The sequence below is a fragment of the Pseudoalteromonas sp. G5_S1_14_S5 genome (assembly GCF_054968605.1).
On sequence record NZ_JBQKUM010000029.1, the window covers coordinates 22,771 to 42,142 of the forward strand.

22 protein-coding genes are annotated in these 19,372 nt (G+C 44.3%); 7 read left to right on the top strand and 15 right to left on the bottom strand.

The features are described from left to right. Positions 1 to 274: 274 nt before the first annotated feature. Positions 275 to 745 carry an anaerobic ribonucleoside-triphosphate reductase-activating protein gene (gene nrdG / locus ACTRWI_RS10630; RefSeq protein WP_499131185.1) on the bottom strand — a complete coding sequence of 157 codons (471 nt, stop codon included), beginning with the start codon at positions 743 to 745 and terminating at the stop codon, positions 275 to 277. A gap of 154 nt (positions 746 to 899) precedes the next feature. Then, positions 900 to 3,020, bottom strand: coding sequence for an anaerobic ribonucleoside-triphosphate reductase (gene nrdD, locus ACTRWI_RS10635; protein WP_499131187.1), 2,121 nt, complete (start codon positions 3,018 to 3,020; stop codon positions 900 to 902). Between the two features lie 302 nt (positions 3,021 to 3,322). Between nrdD and ACTRWI_RS10640 the strand changes: the two genes are divergently transcribed. Beyond that, a complete protein-coding gene (locus ACTRWI_RS10640; RefSeq protein WP_499131189.1) occupies positions 3,323 to 4,198 on the top strand; it encodes an endonuclease/exonuclease/phosphatase family protein in 876 nt (291 codons plus the stop codon). Positions 4,199 to 4,298: 100 nt separating this feature from the next. Here ACTRWI_RS10640 and ACTRWI_RS10645 read toward each other — a convergent pair whose 3' ends face one another. The 5 genes from ACTRWI_RS10645 to ACTRWI_RS10665 form a co-directional block, all read right to left on the bottom strand. Next, positions 4,299 to 4,730, bottom strand: coding sequence for a DUF6691 family protein (locus tag ACTRWI_RS10645; RefSeq protein WP_499131191.1), 432 nt, complete (start codon positions 4,728 to 4,730; stop codon positions 4,299 to 4,301). Next, on the bottom strand, positions 4,730 to 5,191 hold the full coding sequence (locus ACTRWI_RS10650) for a YeeE/YedE family protein (protein WP_499131192.1): 462 nt from the start codon (positions 5,189 to 5,191) through the stop codon (positions 4,730 to 4,732). Before ACTRWI_RS10650 ends, ACTRWI_RS10645 begins: the two co-directional genes overlap by 1 nt. A gap of 207 nt (positions 5,192 to 5,398) precedes the next feature. Then, positions 5,399 to 6,631 carry a glycosyltransferase gene (locus ACTRWI_RS10655; protein ID WP_499131194.1) on the bottom strand — a complete coding sequence of 411 codons (1,233 nt, stop codon included), beginning with the start codon at positions 6,629 to 6,631 and terminating at the stop codon, positions 5,399 to 5,401. 74 nt (positions 6,632 to 6,705) lie between these two features. Beyond that, positions 6,706 to 6,966 carry a hypothetical protein gene (locus ACTRWI_RS10660; protein WP_499131197.1) on the bottom strand — a complete coding sequence of 87 codons (261 nt, stop codon included), beginning with the start codon at positions 6,964 to 6,966 and terminating at the stop codon, positions 6,706 to 6,708. A 230-nt stretch (positions 6,967 to 7,196) separates the two neighbouring features. Beyond that, positions 7,197 to 8,294 carry a ketoacyl-ACP synthase III gene (locus ACTRWI_RS10665; RefSeq protein ID WP_499131251.1) on the bottom strand — a complete coding sequence of 366 codons (1,098 nt, stop codon included), beginning with the start codon at positions 8,292 to 8,294 and terminating at the stop codon, positions 7,197 to 7,199. A gap of 122 nt (positions 8,295 to 8,416) precedes the next feature. Here ACTRWI_RS10665 and trxC point away from each other — a divergent pair, with 122 nt between their 5' ends. Beyond that, positions 8,417 to 8,851, top strand: a complete 435-nt coding sequence (trxC, locus tag ACTRWI_RS10670; protein ID WP_499131199.1) for a thioredoxin TrxC — start codon at positions 8,417 to 8,419, stop codon at positions 8,849 to 8,851. A gap of 106 nt (positions 8,852 to 8,957) precedes the next feature. On the opposite strand, the gene ACTRWI_RS10675 is transcribed toward trxC, so the two are convergent. Both ACTRWI_RS10675 and ACTRWI_RS10680 read right to left on the bottom strand, forming a co-directional pair. Then, the gene (locus tag ACTRWI_RS10675) at positions 8,958 to 10,643 is read right to left on the bottom strand and encodes a GMC family oxidoreductase (RefSeq protein ID WP_499131200.1); all 1,686 of its coding nucleotides are present in this window, start codon (positions 10,641 to 10,643) and stop codon (positions 8,958 to 8,960) included. After that, entirely contained in the window at positions 10,636 to 11,370 is a 735-nt protein-coding gene (locus ACTRWI_RS10680; protein WP_499131202.1) for an AMP-binding protein, read from the bottom strand. Before ACTRWI_RS10680 ends, ACTRWI_RS10675 begins: the two co-directional genes overlap by 8 nt. Before the next feature lie 363 nt (positions 11,371 to 11,733). Here ACTRWI_RS10680 and ACTRWI_RS10685 point away from each other — a divergent pair, with 363 nt between their 5' ends. The 5 genes from ACTRWI_RS10685 to ACTRWI_RS10705 all read left to right on the top strand — a co-directional run bounded on the left by ACTRWI_RS10685 (position 11,734) and on the right by ACTRWI_RS10705 (position 14,754). After that, positions 11,734 to 12,765 (top strand): AraC family transcriptional regulator, encoded by a 1,032-nt coding sequence (locus ACTRWI_RS10685; RefSeq protein ID WP_499131204.1) that lies wholly within the window; start codon positions 11,734 to 11,736, stop codon positions 12,763 to 12,765. 261 nt (positions 12,766 to 13,026) lie between these two features. Then, the gene (locus tag ACTRWI_RS10690) at positions 13,027 to 13,383 is read left to right on the top strand and encodes an MFS transporter (protein ID WP_499131206.1); all 357 of its coding nucleotides are present in this window, start codon (positions 13,027 to 13,029) and stop codon (positions 13,381 to 13,383) included. Continuing rightward, positions 13,328 to 13,960 carry an MFS transporter gene (locus ACTRWI_RS10695; RefSeq protein ID WP_499131208.1) on the top strand — a complete coding sequence of 211 codons (633 nt, stop codon included), beginning with the start codon at positions 13,328 to 13,330 and terminating at the stop codon, positions 13,958 to 13,960. Before ACTRWI_RS10690 ends, ACTRWI_RS10695 begins: the two co-directional genes overlap by 56 nt. Beyond that, on the top strand, positions 13,926 to 14,183 hold the full coding sequence (locus ACTRWI_RS10700; protein ID WP_499131211.1) for a hypothetical protein: 258 nt from the start codon (positions 13,926 to 13,928) through the stop codon (positions 14,181 to 14,183). Before ACTRWI_RS10695 ends, ACTRWI_RS10700 begins: the two co-directional genes overlap by 35 nt. 367 nt (positions 14,184 to 14,550) lie before the next feature. Then, the gene (locus ACTRWI_RS10705) at positions 14,551 to 14,754 is read left to right on the top strand and encodes a DUF2986 domain-containing protein (RefSeq protein ID WP_499131212.1); all 204 of its coding nucleotides are present in this window, start codon (positions 14,551 to 14,553) and stop codon (positions 14,752 to 14,754) included. A 112-nt stretch (positions 14,755 to 14,866) separates the two neighbouring features. On the opposite strand, the gene ACTRWI_RS10710 is transcribed toward ACTRWI_RS10705, so the two are convergent. Genes ACTRWI_RS10710 through ACTRWI_RS10735 form a run of 6 tightly spaced genes read right to left on the bottom strand, consistent with a single transcriptional unit; the run spans position 14,867 to position 19,282 of the window. Continuing rightward, on the bottom strand, positions 14,867 to 15,790 hold the full coding sequence (locus ACTRWI_RS10710) for an ABC transporter substrate-binding protein (protein WP_499131213.1): 924 nt from the start codon (positions 15,788 to 15,790) through the stop codon (positions 14,867 to 14,869). 2 nt (positions 15,791 to 15,792) lie between these two features. Continuing rightward, positions 15,793 to 16,668 carry a metal ABC transporter permease gene (locus ACTRWI_RS10715; protein WP_499131215.1) on the bottom strand — a complete coding sequence of 292 codons (876 nt, stop codon included), beginning with the start codon at positions 16,666 to 16,668 and terminating at the stop codon, positions 15,793 to 15,795. Continuing rightward, positions 16,668 to 17,402: a metal ABC transporter ATP-binding protein gene (locus ACTRWI_RS10720; RefSeq protein ID WP_499131217.1), complete on the bottom strand. Its 735-nt coding sequence runs from the start codon at positions 17,400 to 17,402 to the stop codon at positions 16,668 to 16,670. Before ACTRWI_RS10720 ends, ACTRWI_RS10715 begins: the two co-directional genes overlap by 1 nt. After that, the gene (locus ACTRWI_RS10725) at positions 17,402 to 18,337 is read right to left on the bottom strand and encodes a metal ABC transporter solute-binding protein, Zn/Mn family (protein ID WP_499131219.1); all 936 of its coding nucleotides are present in this window, start codon (positions 18,335 to 18,337) and stop codon (positions 17,402 to 17,404) included. The genes ACTRWI_RS10720 and ACTRWI_RS10725 overlap by 1 nt, the downstream gene beginning before the upstream one ends. Positions 18,338 to 18,353: 16 nt before the next feature. Then, positions 18,354 to 18,950 (bottom strand): DUF6162 family protein, encoded by a 597-nt coding sequence (locus ACTRWI_RS10730; RefSeq protein WP_499131221.1) that lies wholly within the window; start codon positions 18,948 to 18,950, stop codon positions 18,354 to 18,356. Next, positions 18,947 to 19,282, bottom strand: a complete 336-nt coding sequence (locus ACTRWI_RS10735) for a hypothetical protein (RefSeq protein ID WP_499131222.1) — start codon at positions 19,280 to 19,282, stop codon at positions 18,947 to 18,949. The genes ACTRWI_RS10730 and ACTRWI_RS10735 overlap by 4 nt, the downstream gene beginning before the upstream one ends. Positions 19,283 to 19,372 lie beyond the last annotated feature (90 nt).

A 19,372-nucleotide genomic window follows, 5' to 3' on the forward strand; every position in this document is an offset into this window, starting at 1 on the left:
AGTAATCAGAGATTGGTCATTTTAAAGAGGGGGTTCATGCAAAAATCAAACAATAATGACTGTGTTGCTGGAGGAGCTGGCGAAGATCGCATTAACTAGCCAGAGAGCTCACTCTAAGAAATGGATCAACAACCTCATAGAAGAACCTGACCAACTAACCGCTTAAATACTGATTTGAACTAATAGAACGAGAGAACTCACATCCAAGGGCTGATTGGTTGCATTACGTTAACCATGATGCCCTTTTCGTTTTCCAAGCCTACGAGGGACAACCTCAGATGTCAGTGAATCGATGGATGATTTGGTTTGAACTGCCACGCCAATCGAGCATTGGGTCTGCTTTATCTTGCTCGAAACGACCATCAATTAAAGTATCAACGTATTCTAGCACTTGCTTCTGATTTTCATCCAATTGGCTAAGTTCATAGCCAGTCCACATCCAGATATCTTTGCCTTCACATTCTTCTTTTACGCGTTTAACTAACTTCAGAACTTCAGAAACATTTGCAGGATGCAGAGGATCACCACCAGAAAGTGATAAACCACGGCGCTTGATTCGCGGATCCTTAAGATCGGCAATAATGTGATCTTGTAGCTCTTGAGTGAACAAATGGCCAGAGTCCAACCTTTGCGTCGACTGGTTATAACACCCACGACACTGGTGTACACAGCCCGACACAAACAAAGTGCAGCGTGTGCCTGGGCCATTTACAACGTCGATTTGATGATATTGATGATAATTCATAAGGCAGTATTGAAAACTCGTGATGGCTTAATCGGCTACTTAAAGAGTAGCGAGAAATGAAACCAATGAATAGGTACCGACATTGAGCCGATACCAATCTTGTATTATGAAACGTAGATCTTCTAAGTAAGCTCGCTAACGATCTTAAAGCTCTCTAAAGGTGCTTCACTCGCCGTTTAACTTCTTCTTGCTTACCGAAGTTAAATGGTCGTGCGTCTGGGCTACCAAGGTAACCGCAAACACGGCGTGTTACTGATACTTTAGTTGAGTCATGGTTGCCACATTTAGGACAGGTAAAGCCCTTACTCGTACAATCGAACTCACCGTTGTAACCACACTCGTAACACTCATCAATCGGCGTGTTGGTACCGTAGTAAGGAACTCGTGTGTAGCTGTAATCCCATACGTTTTCTAGCGCTTCGATGTTTTTCTGCATGTTAGGGAATTCACCGTAACAAATGAAACCACCGCTAGAGATTTCAGGATAAGGCATCTCGAAATCAATCTTATCGTATGGGTTCACTTTCTTTTGTACATCTAAGTGGAAGCTGTTTGTGTAGTAACCACGGTCTGTTACGCCATCAATCACACCAAACTCTTTGGTATCGATGCTGCAGAAACGGCTGCATAGGTTTTCACTTGGTGTGCCGTAAAGGCTGAACGCGTAACCTGTCTCTTTCGTCCAAGATTCCACTTCACGCTTCATGTACTCCACTAGCTCAAGCGCTTTAGCACGCATTTCGCCATCGTCGTACAAATGAACTTCAGTGCCGTAAAGTGCAGTCATCGCTTCATGGATACCAATGTAACCAAGAGAAACAGAAGCACGGCCGTTCTTGAAGATATCTGCAATTGAATCATCAGCTTTCAAGCGAACACCACATGCACCTTCCATATATAGGATTGGAGCAACACGTGCCTTCACATTTTCTAGACGAGAAATACGAGTTTCTAATGCGCGACGAGCAAGCTTCAGTTTTTCATCAAGCAACTCGTAGAACTTAGCCATATCTTGTTTTGCGTTGATCGCAATACGTGGCAAGTTCAAGCTTACAACACCTAAGTTGTTACGTCCTTCATGGATAAACTCGCCATTTTCTTCATATGTATTTAAGAAGCTACGGCAACCCATAGGTGTTTTGAATGACCCTGTCACTTCTACTACCTTGTCGTAGTTAAGAATGTCTGGGTACATACGTTTAGACGCACACTCAAGTGCCAGTTGCTTGATATCGTAGTTTGGATCTTGTGGCTGGTGGTTCAAACCGTCTTTGATAGCAAAAACCAGTTTAGGGAACACGGCTGTTTTACGGTTCTTACCTAAACCTGCAATGCGATTCTTAAAGATAGATTGCTGAATCAGTTTCGAGCCCCAGTTTTCACCTAAGCCAAAACCAAACGTAACGAATGGCGTTTGACCATTAGCGGTGTGCAGTGTGTTTACTTCGTATTCAAGAGATTGGAATGCGTCGTAACACTCTTTCTCAGTGCGAGAAATAGCAAACGCTTCTGGGCTGTGAATGTCCCACTCTTTAGCTAACGATAAGTGCTTCTCGTAACTTGCCATCACGTAAGGTTCTAAAACCTCGTCGATGCGGTTGATCGTTGTACCACCGTAAATGTGGCTTGCCACTTGTGCGATGATCTGCGCAGTTACCGCCGTTGCGGTAGAGATAGACTTAGGCGTATCGATTTCTGCGTTACCCATCTTGAAGCCATGCGTTAACATGCCTTTCAAGTCGATAAGCATACAGTTAAACATCGGGAAGAACGGAGCGTAATCGAGATCGTGGTAGTGAATGTCGCCACACTCGTGAGCATGTACGATGTCACGTGGCAAAATGTGAGTTTTCGCATAGTGTTTAGCCACGATCCCCGCTAGCAAGTCACGCTGAGTTGGGATTACTTTGCCATCTTTGTTCGCGTTTTCATTGATTAGATCAACGTTGCTTTCTTCGATCAAACCTTCGATTTCACGAGTTAAGGCACTTTGCTTTTCACGAGCGATGTCGCGGTCGTGACGATATTCGATGTATGCGCGTGCCAGAGACTTATATGGTCCCTGCATTAGCTCATTCTCGACCATTGTTTGAATTTCAGAGATATGAACTTCATCGTAGTCTTCGAGCTTCAACTCAACTGCTAATGCCACATTCAATGCATAAATAGCAATTTCCTTATCGGTTTTATCTGATGCTGCTTCCACTGCAGCCTGGATGCGATCTCTACTGAATGGAGCTCTTGAGCCATCACGCTTGATTACGATTGATTTCACCACTTCTCCTTACTCTTGAGGTATTCACAGACTTATCCACAAAGGCACTATATAGAGCTATTTGCCGTTAAACTAACACTAGATATTGTGGCGTATTTAACGAGAACCACCAAACTTGAGTATTGATTTGGATCAATAAAAAGAGAACGCTGACTAAGATCAATTCAATATTATTACGCTAGTTCTCAACTCGAAAAGAAACAATGTAACAATAAAAAACTGCTAAAAAGAGTTGAATTTTTACTAAGTGTTGTAGGATAACGGCTCATCAATATTGGTCGACAAATTTAGGGATATTTGGGATGAAACGACTACAAAAGTGGTTAATGTTAGGCTGCCTAATCGGTAACCAAGCAATTGCTGAACCTTTAACCATATCCAGTTGGAATATCGAATGGTTATCAACCAACGAGGCTGTGAATAAGTTTTCTGATAAACGAGAGCAAGCCGACTTCGATAAACTCGGAACGTATTTTCAATCCTTAAACGCCGATGTGGTTGCTTTTCAAGAAGTCGATGACGTAAATGCCATACAACTTGTGGCTGGTGATCAATATCAGATCTTAATGTCTGACCGGGTGCTACCCAAGAACAGCAACCACCAATTTAAAGAAGTGAACCAATACACGGGTTTTGCGGTTCGTAAAGGAGTAACCCTCACCGACTACGCTGACTTTCCACTTGAAACTACGCCCAAAAGTAAGCTTAGATTTGCTAGCTATATCGTTATAAAGACAGAGACTAGACCCATTCACATGCTATCTGTTCATTTAAAAGCAGGATGCAGTGGTGCTTATAAGTCCAACCGCGATTGCTCACGTTTAAAAGAGCAAGCTCAGCAACTGAACAAGTGGATAAAGCAAAGGGAGCGCAAGAATGAAGACTACGCCATTCTTGGCGACTTTAACCATAACCTCGCTTTCTCACGAGATTGGATGTGGAAACAGTTAACAAAATATACTGATGCACAGTTAGCGACACGAAAGACACGCGCAGACTGCAAAGTGCGCTCTAACCGAAACAATCATCGTACGCATCAGTTCCGATCTGTTATTGATCATATTGTGGTGAGTAAATCATTGAATGCAGAACCTGCGAAACAACAAGTATTCAAAACACAAGATGTTCTGGACTACAAACTCAGCGATCACTGCCCAGTTACAACGACAATCAACTAATTATTGTAGATCTAAAAAGAGACCGACTGGCTATAGAGCTAAAGCGAGTCGGCTTCTCAAATGTTTATATCAAGCCAATTAGATACACGATAGGTTTAACTTAACAGGTTTTATGTGTTGGACCTGCTAACCACATTCCCACCAGCATGCTTATCATAAATACCCATACGCTTGGGTTACCTCCGCTAAGACTCGTCACCGCTGGTCCAGGACAAAAGCCAGCAAGCCCCCAACCTAAGCCAAACGCTGTAGAACCCACAACCAGCTTTCTGTCAATTAATGGATTATTAAGGCTATCTAATCGCTCTCCATTGATCGCTTTTTCTCGCTTTTTAATGACTAGAAGATAAAACGGCGCAAACACCATCAGTGCACCGCCCATTACGAATGCCAGACTTATGTCCCAATCACCTGTAATGTCTAAGAAGCCGAGTACCTTGTTAGGATCTACCATGCCTGAAATGATCATACCTGAACCAAATAGGATGCCTGAAAGCAAACCAACAAGGATAGTAAATGAAGAGTTTTTCATTATGCCTCCAAACCCATTAGGTTCTTAATAAGCACCGTAGCCATTGCGATACCCATGAATATACAAGTCGCTATAATTGAACGTTTAGATAAACGTGCCATGCCCACAATACCATGTCCGCTTGTACAACCATTCGCTGTTTTAGTGCCAAAGCCAACTAACAGACCAGCGATAACCACCACTACGAGATTCATCTCTTCCAGTTGTGGGAGTTGGTAACCGGTAGGAATCAACAACCAACCACTTACTACCATTCCAACAACAAATGCGATGCGCCATTGCTTTTCAGTTTTTTCTGTATTCGTGATTTTGCTTTCTTTGTTACTGATACAAACAGGCAATAATCGACTGACAATTCCGCTAATACCAGCGACTCGACCAATCCCGAGCATTAAGACAATAGCCGACATGCCCAACAGCATGCCGCCGAAAAAGGCATTCCAAGGAATCAAACTCAACACAGATCTCTCCTATCCACAAACATCATAACTTTCAATCACATTAAATTAGATATTACTAATAAATATAAATTAGTCAATGCTAATACAGCTTATCCCATTTATACCTACAATCGGCTCCTTGTCATTCAGCTAGCTGTGAGCTCCCAACAAACAAAAAGCCCTTAGGCGTTAACCTAAGGGCTTTTGATTTCATTTGAGCTGTATCTGCTACTTAGTCTTGTTCTTTTCAGCTATCCACTGTGACATGTACTTGGTGCTTGCCATGGTGTGGTGCTTGAGCATTGAACCGAAGAAATTATCCAATCGGTGCGAATCAAGCTCAGAAACCAACGCCGTTAATCGTTCGATCAATTGATTGCCTAACTTATCTTGCTCGTAATGCGTTTCAAGAATAGAGTGACACTGGCTTTGAGCTTTCAGCCACTTTTCTTCATCGCGATAAAGTTCAACTGCTGCAACCACAAACTCATCGATATCGTCAGCCACCGTACCCGGCCATTGCAGTTCACCTGGCGATAGCATGCCTTCACTGCCAATCTGACTCGTCACATTCGGGGTTTGTAGCTTCATCGCGTCAAGTAACTTGCCTTTAATGCCCGCACCAAAACGTAATGGTGCAACACATACACGTGCCTCTTCCATCACTTCTTGAGCATCTTTAGCCCAACCTTTGATGTGGAAACCGGTTTTAGGGTTATGCAAAGCGGTTGCCTTTGGCGGCGGGTATGATCCGTATATATGAAGCTCAGTATCAGGCAACTGCTTACGAATCTTCGGCCAAATCTTTTGTAACTGAAGCACTGCATCCCAGTTAGGTGCATGCCTAAAGTTACCTATCGTCATGAAATGCTTACGTTCTTCATAGCTTTTCGTGCGTTCAGGCAAAGTCTTAAGATCAACCATGAAAGGTAGATGATGTAGAAGCTTTGGATCGATATTGAACTCAGATTGGAGCAGCTCCATCTCGTAACTTGAAATGATCAACGAAAGATCACAGCGCAGAATCGCGGCAATTTCACGCTTGGCCAGATCACTGTACAGGTGTTCTTTCGTCAGGTCTGTCTCTTTCTTAACAGCTTCGTGTCGAGCATTGCGTAGGAACTGTAAATCTTCAGTATCCAATAGCTTAAAGGCATTAGGACATACCTTCTCAACACGCCAACCAAATTGTTCTTCCATCATGAAACGGTCAAACATGACAACATCAGGTTGTAGCTGTTCGATGTACTGATCAAAGCTATCGCAATTCAGCTTAATAGATTGGCTCGTGATACCCTCTTCAGAGAGATCAATCATGTGCTCAGTTTCTTGAGCAGGCGTTGCGAATTCAACAGACCAGCCTTGTCGTTTAAACAGGCGTAAAAGTGACATCATATGGCTGCCAGCCGCCGATGAATTCGGTTCTGGCCAAACGTAGCCAATTGCTAAAACTTTCTTCAAAATACTTCCTAAGAAATAACAAAAGGGACTCTATAAGCCCCTTATTGAACATTTACTGATAATTATAATAAGCTCTAAGAACTCAGCGATTCGATTCGCTCACCGACATTGCGAGCTATCATAAGCACTTCATCCGCAGAGTACAGATTTGAAATCGTAGTTTCGACTTCTGCACCCAATGTAGATTGATACAGCTTTTGTGCAAAGTTGTCCGCCCTGGTGGTCACTAATACATGTTTTAGTGTCGAGCCTTGCTCTGCAAGTTTCTGCTTCACTAGCGGCAAAGGATCTAGAATCAGCTTTTTTCCAACCCTTGCGCACTCGGTAACAAGCAAGTTGCTCCAACTCTAAAACAGCTCAAGGCCTAAACCCACTTTTTGATCCCATATAATGTAACCAACAATCTCCCTTCACTTTCTGCAACGAAGTTAAGAAAGCGTGGCGCAGCATTTAAGTTAAATTGTAACTAACCCTTCGAGTTTTGTTGTCGAACAAAGTAGCTTGGTGAACTAAAGCTGCCCACCAAGGTCAGCTTTATCCATTAGACGAACTTGCACCTTAACTGCTACTCGCTTTCTGAGTTAGGGCGCGTTTTACAGTGTAAAATGGCCTTTTCTAATAGCTCTAATGCTGATTGCTCCACTTCTGGCAGTTTGGCACCTGATTGACCTAACGGCTCTACACGGTTACCCCATTTAATATGGCCTGCTCCCCAAGTTAAACCAGCACCAAATGCTGCAACCAAGATATTTGAATTAGGCTCAACAAAACCTTGCTCTAGTGATTCACATAGTGCAATTGGCACGGTCGCTGCCGACGTGTTGCCGTAGTTTTGAATGTTCACAAAGGCTTTTTCACGCTCAATACCAGCCATATCGCAAAGCGTTTGAATAATTCGGATGTTCGCCTGATGTGGAATCACAACATCAATGTTGTCTGTTGAGATACCTGTGCGGCTCAATACGGTATGCGCTGCCGCCCCCATGCCTTTAACTGCACGCTTGAAGATCTCTTTACCTACGAAATCAAAGTCCCAATAACCGTTATCAGCCGCAAAACGGTCCATAGAAGTACCGAACTTAGGCACTGCTAGAATATCTCGGCCTTCAGCATCACATCCGATTTGCGCTTCTTGGAGACCAACTTGCTCTTCAGTGCGAGAAAGTACGACTGCACCCGCACCATCACCGAATAGAACCGCAGTATCACGCTTGGTCCAGTCAATGAAGAATGAAAGACGCTCTGCACCCACAACGACAGCGTTGCGGTAGTTGCCGGCTTGAATCAATCGAGTTGCTGTTTCAACACCGTAGATGAAGCCTGTGCAGGCTGCATTAAGGTCAAAAGCCGCAGCGCTCTTGATACCTAAGTTCTGTTGAACTTTCGATGCAGTATTTGGAATAAGAGAATCTGGGCTACACGTCGCAACAATAACTAGATCGATGTCTTCAGCCGTTAGGCCAGCACACGCCATTGCGTGCTGAGCAGCAACGGTCGCTAGCTCAGAGGTATTTACATGACTGATACGACGGTTTTCGATACCAGTTCGAGTGCGAATCCACTCGTCAGACGTATCAATAAATGTGCTTAAATCATCATTGGACAGCACAGCTGGTGGCAGACACTTTCCCCAGCCCGTAATCTCGGCGTAAAATTTTGTCATCATTTACCTGTTTATTGTTTGTTTTTATTTGAGTATCGTATTCATGTTTTAAACAGTATAAGCGTTCCGTACGTGATTCGTAAATCGCGTTAGCCACGGAGATGCAATAAAAAGAGAAAGTTATGTCTACATTCAACACTCGTTGCCCTGATTGCAGTAGCGTAAACCGAGTTCCTTCAGAAAGAATTTCAGAAAGCCCTACTTGTGGTAAGTGCAAAAATGCACTTCTAGACGGCGCACCAATCGAAGGTACATCACTGAATTTCCAATCGATTTTGAACAGTTCACAACCTGTCGTTGTCGATTTTTGGGCGACATGGTGCAACCCATGTGTAGGTTTCGCACCTGTATTTAGCGATGTCGCGAAAGAGCGCGCTGGCGATGTTCGATTTGTTAAAATCGATACCGAAGCTCAACAGCAACTGGCGGCTATGTATCAAATCAGAAGCATCCCAACGGTGATGGTATTCAAGAACGGTCAGCGTGTTGATACGATCAACGGTGCCTTACCAAAAGGTCAATTTGATCAATGGCTTAATCAAGCTTTAGCTAAATAAGTTTGCCTAAAATCATTCATTAACCGGCAAACAAAAATAGGTTATGAGCCCCTAATAAATAAGGCTTCATAACCTATATTCAGACAACAATTTATCGTATTGTCTTCTAAACACTTAATTCGTGTTCTGCTTTCTCACCTGCTTCATGCTTGTTCAAATCACTCTTCTGATTCAAGTCGCTTTGTTCACTCAAACCATATTGCTCTTTGATCTGATCAGCAATTTTCTCTGCGATCATGATGGTTGGCGCATTGGTATTCGCACCGACAAGTGTCGGCATAATTGAAGCATCAATGACTCGTAAACTCTCTAGCCCATGAACTTTTAAATCTTTGTCCACTACTGCCAGTACATCATCGGCGGTGCCCATTTTACAGGTTCCTACAGGGTGGTACTGGGTATCTGAACGATTACGGATATCTTGTTCAATCGCCTTGTCATCATTGGCATCGACCGGATAAAAAGCATCACCACGAATATCATCGAACGCTTCGCTTTCTAGCATCTGATATTGCTTCTTCCACCCTTTAATCATGATTTCCATATCATCAGGGTGACTGAAAAACGCTGGGTCGATCTTTGGTGGATCGTAAGGATCAGAGCTATTGAGTGTCACGGTGCCATGGCTTTTAGGCCTCAGCAAGGTGACATGTGAGGTAAACCCATGACTAGTATGGATTTTTCTCGCATGGTCATCCACTACCGCAACGACAAATACAAACTCCAAATCCGGCACTGCGATATGATCATCAGAACAAAGAAAACCAATGCCTTCTGCAAAGTTGCTGCTCATTTTTCCACGGCGCTCTTTGTGCCAAAGAGGTAATGCTTTGGTCATTTCAGCGGCCATTTGCAACGAAATACCGAAGGTTTCTCGCTTTTCGCTGCATTTATAAGAGTGCACCAAATCGATATGATCTTGCAGGTTCTTACCTACTCCTGGCAGCTCATGGACTTGCTCGATGCTATGTTCCGCCAGCTCATCTTTAGCACCCACGCCTGACAGCAACAACAGTTGAGGAGATCCAAAAGCGCCTGCAGATAGAATGACTTCCTTGTTACATCGAATCTGGTAGCGCTTACCGTTAGAACCGTATTCAACTCCAACCGCTTTCTTAACTTCAAACAAGACCTTATGTGTGGTTGCTTTGGTTACGACAGTAAGGTTGGGACGCGATAAACTGGGCGTCAAGTAAGCCTTGGCTGCACTGCATCGCTCACCATTTAACTGAGTTACCTGAGTCGGCATGGCACCAAACTGAGCGGCTCCGTTGATATCTTCATTTCGCGGTACACCGATCGATTCACATGCGGACAAGTAGCGTTCCAACATTGGGCTTGGTGACCTTAGGTTTGCCACATTCAAGGGACCTCCTTGACCATGATATTCATCTTTGTGTACTTCGTTGTTTTCAGCTTTCTTAAAGTAAGGCAGGCATGACTCATAGCCCCATCCTGCATTACCTAAACTTTCCCAAGTGTCATAGTCATAACGATGACCACGCGCGTACATCATGGTGTTAATAGAACTCGACCCACCAAGCGTCTTCCCTCTTGGCTGATAACCTTTTCGACCATTTAAGCCCGGCTGTTCAACCGTCTCAAAAGCCCAGTTATTGAGTTTGGTCGGCATCATCGCCACAATGCCAACTGGAGTATGAATAAAGGGGCTCGTGTCTTTGCCACCAGCCTCGAGCAAACAAACAGTAGTACTCGGGTCTTCTGACAGTCGAGAAGCCATCACACACCCAGCAGAACCACCGCCTACAATAATAAAGTCATAGTTATCCATTGATTGCCTCCGCAACTTCTAAAGGATGTAGCTCTCGCTTTAAGATTTTTCCTTTTGCCGTCATGGGTAGCGCGCTACGAATGAATACTTTACGAGGATATTTGTAATCAGCCAGTTGTTCTCGACACCATGCCATTAAGGCTTTGCTGTCACATTGTGTATGCTCGTGCAGTACCACATGGGCATGAATCTCTTCCCCCAACTGTTCATGATGTTCACCAACTACGGCTACCATCTCGCCCCCCGGGTGACGCATCAACACTTCTTCGCTCTCTCTCAGGTGGACGTTGTAACCACCACGGATAATCATGTCTTTAACACGGTCAACAATGAACAAGTTCCCGTGCTCATCAACACGCCCGATATCACCCGTTAAAAACCAGCCATTTCTGATCGCTTCTGACGTTGCTTCAGGTCGTTGATAATACCCTTTCATGACACTTGGGCTCTTAATACACACTTCGCCCAACTCTCCCATTGCGACCGAGTTACCTTCTACATCAACAATCTTGATAAGATGTCCACACAGTGGTTGGCCGACACTGGCAGACAGTCGATCACCATCAATGTGATTAAAGGTCGCGACTGGCGCAGTTTCAGAGAGCCCGTATCCTTCCAATACTGACCGTTCAAAGCGCGACTCAAACTGACGAATCACCTCAAGTGGCTTAGACGCCCCTCCAGACACGCAAGTGCTACGTTCTAAGTTAACAGCAAAATTGTGCATCCATGATCTCCTTGTTTGGCTGGACCTAGCGGTCACATTCGCCTTAGACGTTTAATCGTTGTAATGAGTTTTGTCTTTGTTGCTACGGTAGTCGCATATTGGAGCGTCACGTCAATAAAAGTGATTATTGAGAAAAGTGTTGGAAACGGACCAATGTGCAACTTGTGAAATTACAACATTTTGATAACATCCCGAACAGGTTTCAAAAAGACAAAAACCGGTGATATTCGGACACAGCTCTAATGAGCCAAGTAAAACTTCGAACTCACGAATAAAAGAATTAACTTAGGGAAGTGAGAACAGACGAGAGGCAAAAATGTTAAGTGTTCGGTTAAGATGACAAACTTCAACAAGAGGAATTCTATGGAATACACCGCAGTCTATGAACCCGATATGCAAGCATTCGGTATTCTTGACCTTCAACTACTGCATCGTTACACGTCAACGGCTCTCAGTATCGAAACGTTACTTGAAGGCAGCAACATTGATGATCTTCAGCTCAATACGCCAGATACTCACATTATTTTGGCGCAAAAGTTGGCGGTATTCAGTAACGCACTAGCGAACACGGATCAAGGCGGATTAGGTTTACGAGTTGGTCAGCAGGCACGATTTAGCGACTTTGGTGTGTTGGGCTATGCAGTGTTCAGTAGCGAAACGCTATTAGATGCTTTACTGATCGGATTCAAATATTTACAACTTGCGGGCCCCGTACTGAGAAAGACGATGTCTGTTGAGGATAACGTTGGGTACTTTCGCGCAGAACAACTGATCGACTTAGACTCTGTGCTACCATTTTGTTGCGAGTATTGGTTTGCTGCGATCCAAAGTCTGTGTGAAGAAGTGCTGCAACAGCATTTCCCATCACAAGTGATCCGCTTACCTTATCCGAAGCCAGAGTACGGTGAGCTTTATACAGAGGTTTTCCGTTGCCCTGTTGAATTTAATAGTGACCGCCTTGAATGGCAATTTGATGCGACCAGCTTATACTCTCCTCTACCCACAGCTAATACCATCACATTACAAATGTGTCTCAAGTCATGTGATGACATGTTGGCAAAGGTAAGTGCCTCTACCAGCCTCAAAGAGAAAGTATCTCAAATGCTTCTTGAGAGGCATGGATGTTACCCTTCGATAGAATCGATCTCCTCAGAGTTGGGCATGTCTTCTCGCACTTTGCGTCGCCATCTTAAAGCGGCCGATACAAGTTACCAGAAAATACTCGATCACGTTCGTTTCCATCTTTCTCGACACTATCTATCGTCGACAAAAATGAGTATTGAAGAGATTTCTGAGCGTGTTGGTTTTTCTGACAGTGCCAACTTTCGTCACGCATTTCGTAAATGGAGTGGCAGCTCACCACGCCAATACCGAAAAGACGCGCTCTTATCGTAAACTGCACTTCAAGTTTAATTTCAACGCTACAAATAGATTTGTTTTCACCCTCTCAATTAAGTAGCCAATGAACAAGGGTTTAACGGCTTTTTGACCACATGAAATCTCGTGAAATCACCAAATATTGTAACGGGATTTTAATTTCATCAGTCGACAAATTTCTTTTATCTTAACGACCATTTTTATTCGTTTTACCCAATTCAGTTTCTCCCCCATAGTCGCGTAAAATTCATCGTTTCTCACCTTTCGGAGGCTCCTGCATTGGACAACATCCAACCAACAACTCGCATAACCGTTCCAGTTATTGCACTGTCTTTCTACGCGGTCGCTTCAGGCTACCTAATGAGCTCATTGCCATTAATGCTATCTGAATACGGCCTAGACAGTAATCTATCGAGTTGGTTGGCGAGTGCCTTTTATGCAGGCCTTTTAGCGGGTACGTTATTGATTGAACGTGCGATTGCACGTATCTGTCACAAAGACGCGTTTGTAATGGCACTGAGCGTGTTTATCGCAACGACTCTTGTGTTGCCATTAATCCCACACCAAGCAGTTTGGCTAATTGCGCGCTTTGTTGCGGGGGGGGGGGGCGGTTGCGGGTATTTTCGTCATTGTTGAATCATGGCTAATGAGCGGTGATGAATCACAACGTGCAAAACGCTTAGCGATTTACATGTGTTCACTGTACGGCGGTTCTGCAGTTGGTCAGTTGGGAATTGGTTACCTAGGTATTACTGGCAGTATACCTTTTATTGCGATGTTGACCCTGCTATTCGGAGCGATCATTGTATTGATGTACGGACAAGCGACACCACCACAGATCCATCATGCTCAGTCTTTGTCTCTAAAACAGTTCAGCAAATTGAGCCACAGTGCGTTAATCGGCTGCATCGTATCAGGACTTACGCTAGGGGCAATTTACGGTTTAATGCCTGTAGAGCTTGCTCAACGTAATATTGCGCATGAAGACATTAGTGGTTTGATGGCATTAGTAATCATGGGTGGTATGGCTGTACAGCCGATGGTGACTTGGTTATCTCACCATGTAGGTCAGGTGTTACTAATGGCTCTGTTTTGCCTACTTGGCGTAGCAGGCATTGGCGTGTTAACCATTAATCAGGATTTCTACGTATTAGGTATGAGCCTATTCGTGTTTAGGCATGGCAACGTTCGCGCTATACCCAATTGCTATTAACTTGGGCAGTCGTAACTTAGATCCAAGTTACTTGGTATCAGCAACTCAAATCATGCTGCTTTGCTATAGCATTGGCTCTGTTGCAGGTCCGATCATGGCAGAAAGCTTCATGGATTCACAAGCAGGGTTGTTCACTTATCTGTTTGCATCCTTATTAGCGACGACGATTTACATGTTGATTGCAAGCCTTAAACGCTCTCATCTACAAATTGCGGGCGAATAAGTCGTTACCTTACTTTTGAGCGATACACTTAGGGGCTCTTTACTAAAGACAATACGTCCAAATGAAGCGCCCTTTTTTGTACACGATATTTAGAGGTTTACACTAGGGTTGGAACACATAGCCTTAGCCAATGATCGTTAGCATTAAACCGTCACCAATCGAAATAGCGTTTCAACAGAAAGAACAAAAGCGTTATGGCGCAATAGCTTGTACTAATGTTGCGATTGTTAACATTCCGCCCTCTTCTTAAGTGAAACCAAACGTATAGACATTCACCGAACCTCGTTCAACCCAGTAGTAAATATTGAGTTCTAGAGCTAAAATGATTATCCTTCACCGCTTAAACTAAATACAAGGCTATGCAGTAATGAACCGTAAGAAAAAAATTAATCAAATTCTAAAAAAGAAGCAGAAAAAAGCGAATTCTAAACTGCATACAAGTAATAAGCCTCGCTACATTTCTAAAGCTGAACGCGCAAAGATGGAAGCAGAAGAACAGGCTCAAGCAGCGCAAACGGAAGGTGTTGTCGAAGCAACTGTTGAAGCTGAAGAAACTAAAGCTGCAGAGTAAGGTTAAGCTCTCACTGTGCATTCTTACCTGGCTTTTTGCTAAAAGGTAAGTACAAAAAAAGCAGCCTCTATTTAGGCTGCTTTTTTGATCCTGATGTATTTAATCTCGTTGATTAGCCTTTGAATAGCTTTACTTCCCAACGAGAGAATGGTGCTTGAGCATTAATTCCTGCTCTACCCCAACGATCGACTGAGTCCACTACTAAAATACGCTCATTGGGCACTAGTGACTTAATCAAGTTACTCGGCTTTTTCGCTGTAACAAGCCATAGGGCATCATCTTCCGAAAACATCGCTTTAAGTTTCGCTTTGTCTTGCTCTGTCCATTCAAGCTCAGCCTTGAACATGCGGTCTTCAACATACAGTTGGCTACCAGACGCAAAATCTTCCAAGCTTTCCGAAAGCAAGAGTACGGAGTCTACCTCATTATCAAGCAATACAGCTTGTTGCTTGTTAATCAGTTCACGAACATCCAACATCACGCGCTGCAGATTACTATCAATAGCTTCAGCCTGCTCTGGCCACAATAACTTAAAGTCATCAGCCACAATCGCAGCCATGCGCGTTAAGTTGGTTAGATTTAACCAAGCATACTTAGACACTTCGCCATTCGATAACGTAAGTGCTGCAACACCTTGTGCTCGAGGCGTAATAGCTTGAGCTGCATCGACCTCAACCAAGCGGATATTGCCTTGTCTTGCGTATACGAATGTAGGGTCGGCTTGCCAGATCGATGACAGAGTAAGAGCAACGGTCGCCTTTTCGCCAGACTTAAGCACTTTGCTTGCTCCCTTGGTACCAAACCAATTCGGCAGACGATCAATACCATAGCGTTTTGGTGGCAGATACTCGGTCGTGATGTCAGTGCCTTTAGTTAGCTCTGTCGCTAGTGCATAGGTTACAGGTGTACTCGTTAGAATATCTTCTGCATTCGCTTTAAGTGACACCACTAAGCCAGCCATTAACACACTGCCAAGCACACCAACTTGAGCCATTACTTTGACTGAGTTCGACATACGTTTAATTAAAGAAGTCATGATTACGCCTTTCTTACAATTCGGTATAGCGTTGCTGCAAGGAAAAACGTTGCAGAAACAATGATGATTGAAGCACCCGACGGTACTGGCAATTTAAGCTCCATTGGTAATACCGTGCCAACCAGACAAGCAACGGTCGCAAGCAGAGCTGATAACAACACAAAGCTACCCATGCGCTTGGTTAGCAGTCGAGCTGTCGCACCTGGAATCAGTAATAACGCACCCACTAGAACTGCACCTATGATCTTTACAGCAGCAATCGTGACTAACGTAATCATCATGACAAATAAGTAGTCGTAGAAACTGGTGTTGTAACCGCGAACTTTCGCTATGTCAGGGCTAATACAGGTAAGCAGGATACGGTTGAATGTCGGTATCAAAAGCAAAATGATGATCGCGCAACTGCCTGCGAGAATCGCTAAGTCTTGATCCGTTACCGTAAGGATCGAACCAAACAATACGTTCTCAAGCATGTGAATATTGATCTTACGAGCCACGTACATCAGTAACGCTGCCCCCACAGCCAATGCCAGCGCAAGGAACACACCAACCAAGGTATCGTATGGCACGTTGGTTCGGTTTCTTACAAAGTGCAGAAGCAACGCGAATATCATACAGAAACTAAACAGCCCAATAATCGGATTTTCTGGCGGCTCGCCAAGTAGAACGCCGATTGCGATACCAGTTAACGCAGCGTGTCCGACAGCTTCAGAAAAGAAAGCTAGACGCTTTGCAATCACCAAAGTACCAAGACCACCTAGCAGAGGGCCAAGCAATAAGGCTGCGACCAAAGCATTTACCATGAAGGCATACATGAAGCTCTCAGATAACAAACCCGCTTCCACACCACTAATGGCAAGTTGTCGTAACCAATCCATTACGCAACCTCCTTCGAATTAGTCATTACTGAGCCACTACTGTAGTGCTGGAATAGGCTTTCGATCTTCGTTGGATGCAGTACTTGCTCATGTGGGCCGCTATCCACTAAGAATCGGTTAACGACATGCACGTTCGCTTCAAGTCGACGTACCGCAGTAACATCGTGGTGAACCGCTAGAATCGTTCGGCCTTCATCAACACATTCACGAATCAGCGATTCCAAATAGCGAACGCCCTGCTCGTCCATGCCCGTCGTAGGTTCATCTAATACCAGTAAGCTCGGGTTATCCAATAACGCTTGAGCAAACAGCACGCGTTGTTGTTCACCACCGGACAACTGTCCCATACGCCGGTCGCTACGAGTCGCCATACCAACGCGATCTAACTGCGCGAGAGCAAGGTCTAACTGCTTTGATTTACGACGCCAAAACAGAGGGATTCGCGTCTGATTTAGCAGAACAAAGTCCATGACCGTCAAAGGTAAGCTCGACTCGAATGTCGCTTTTTGAGGCACGTAACCAATACTTGGCTTTTCTGGCCAATGAATGTTGATCGATCCTGAGAAAGGCGTCAGTCCTAGAACTGATCTCAGCAAAGAAGTCTTGCCACCACCGTTTGGCCCCATGATCACATGACACTCGCCCGCTTTGAGTTCTAGCGAGATATCATCAAGAATCACATTGTTATCGTACTGCAGACCCAGTTTATTGATTGAGATTGCTGGACCTAGCATTATGCGTTCCCACTTTTAGCTTGGTTCGCCGCTGCGAACTTCATTGCTTCGATCAACGTTTCTAGGTTCTTCTTCATCTCAACTTCGACTTTGTCGTCTTCGTATTCGCCGTGGGTCATGTGAGAGAAACGATAAAGCTGGACGCCGGTTTCCGCTTCAATCGTGTCAACAAAACGGTTTGGCATGTTTAACTCGTAGAACAGAACATCAATACCCGATGCACGGATTTTCTCGATCGTCTCTTGAAGTTGGCTAGCACTTGGCTCAACTCCGTGTGCTGGCTCGATTACCGCCGCGACATCAACACCAAACTCTTGAAGAATGTAACCATAAGCGTTGTGTGTCGTCGCAACCTTCATACCTGATGTATTTAACTCACCTAATGACAACATCGCATCACGCTTCATGAAACGAAATTGCTTTGCGTACTTACGCGCATTCTTGCGATAAAACGCAGCGTTGTCTGGGTCGAGTTTAGCAACTTCACTGGCAATGGTGTAAACCTTCTGAATGGTTGTCGAAAGCCCAACGAAGGTGTGCGGGTTAACAGCACCCTGACCAACAGATTGACCAAGAGCCGGAAGCAAAGGTACCTCTTTGTTTGCCTCGATCACAACCAAATCATCACGTTGCGCTGCTGCAATAACTTTAAGCGCAAAGTCATCGTGACCAATACCGTTTACTACAATTGCATCCATCTGGCTCAATCGCTTCAGGTCGTTCGGTTGTGGTAGGTAGTTATGTGGGTTAAAACCAGCGTCAACCAAAGGAAGAATGTTCACTTTGTCGCCGACTACGGCTTTCACATAGCTGTAGTAAGGTTGTAGTGTAATACCAATCGTCAGTTTGTTACTGTCGACCGTGTATTCTTTTGCTAATGTATTCGGTGCCATAAACACCGCTAACAACGACATGAACAGAGTCATAATTCGCATAGTAAATCTCTTATTTTTAGTGAGCATCGATTGCATGATGCTGTTCAACTTCTGATTCATTCACAACCATTTTCCAACCTTCAGATTCAAGTGTGTGCTCATCAAAAGCACTAGGCTGTTTTGCTATACCACCAAAGAAAATCCAGATTTCAGGAGAAACGCTGTTCGCGTTCAGAATAAAAGAATCCGCAAAGCCATGATCAGTTTCTGTAGCTTGTTTACTTGGTGTCGGATATTCACTTGGAGTAGAGAAGTAGTAACCGCGCTCGTCCAGTAGCCAAGCATGAGAGCCTTTACGCTTCCAACTCTGGTCTTCTACAAATGGCGCAACCCATTCATCTTTAAGTGACTTAACACTTGGCCATTCGCCATCTGAGTCCATACGCAAGTCACGAATTTCTTCATGAGCCAAACGCAGCTCTGATAGCATCGCCAAGTTTTCTTGTTCAACATCCGTTACTAGAACTTGATGATCAAGTGCGGCTTTCACGTGAGATTCCGCCTGATGAAATGGGATCGCGACGGTTGCAAAGCAAAGGATGAATACAATGATCAATCCAACCCATTTCCCCTCTCTACCACCAGTATCGGCACGTACGCTTTGAATCATCATTTTTCGTTGATCTCTACGACATCAACTTCAACAGGAAATTCGTGGCCAGAATCGAACACCAGGTAAAACTCAGTGTCTGGATGTGGAAACTCAACGATAGAGCGCTTATCAGTCACCTCTTTTGCAATCAAATTGTCTTCGTAATCGTACATCTCAACCGCATAATCAATCGCCTTGCTGCCATCAGAGTAACCCGCTTCACAAGCGACGGTTTTTCCTACAAACCAACAACTCATCAATGGGAAGTGTGCTTGTGCAGGTAATGCAGCGAAACCAAGTCCCAATGCTAAGCAAGGAGTCATTAAAGCGTTCAGTTTTGTTTTTATTGTCATGGTTTGTACCCTAGCCACAGTGTAAATTCTCAGTCATAAACTGAGCGATAAAGGGCTCAAATGAGCCCTTAAGTTTTTTGTCGCTTAATC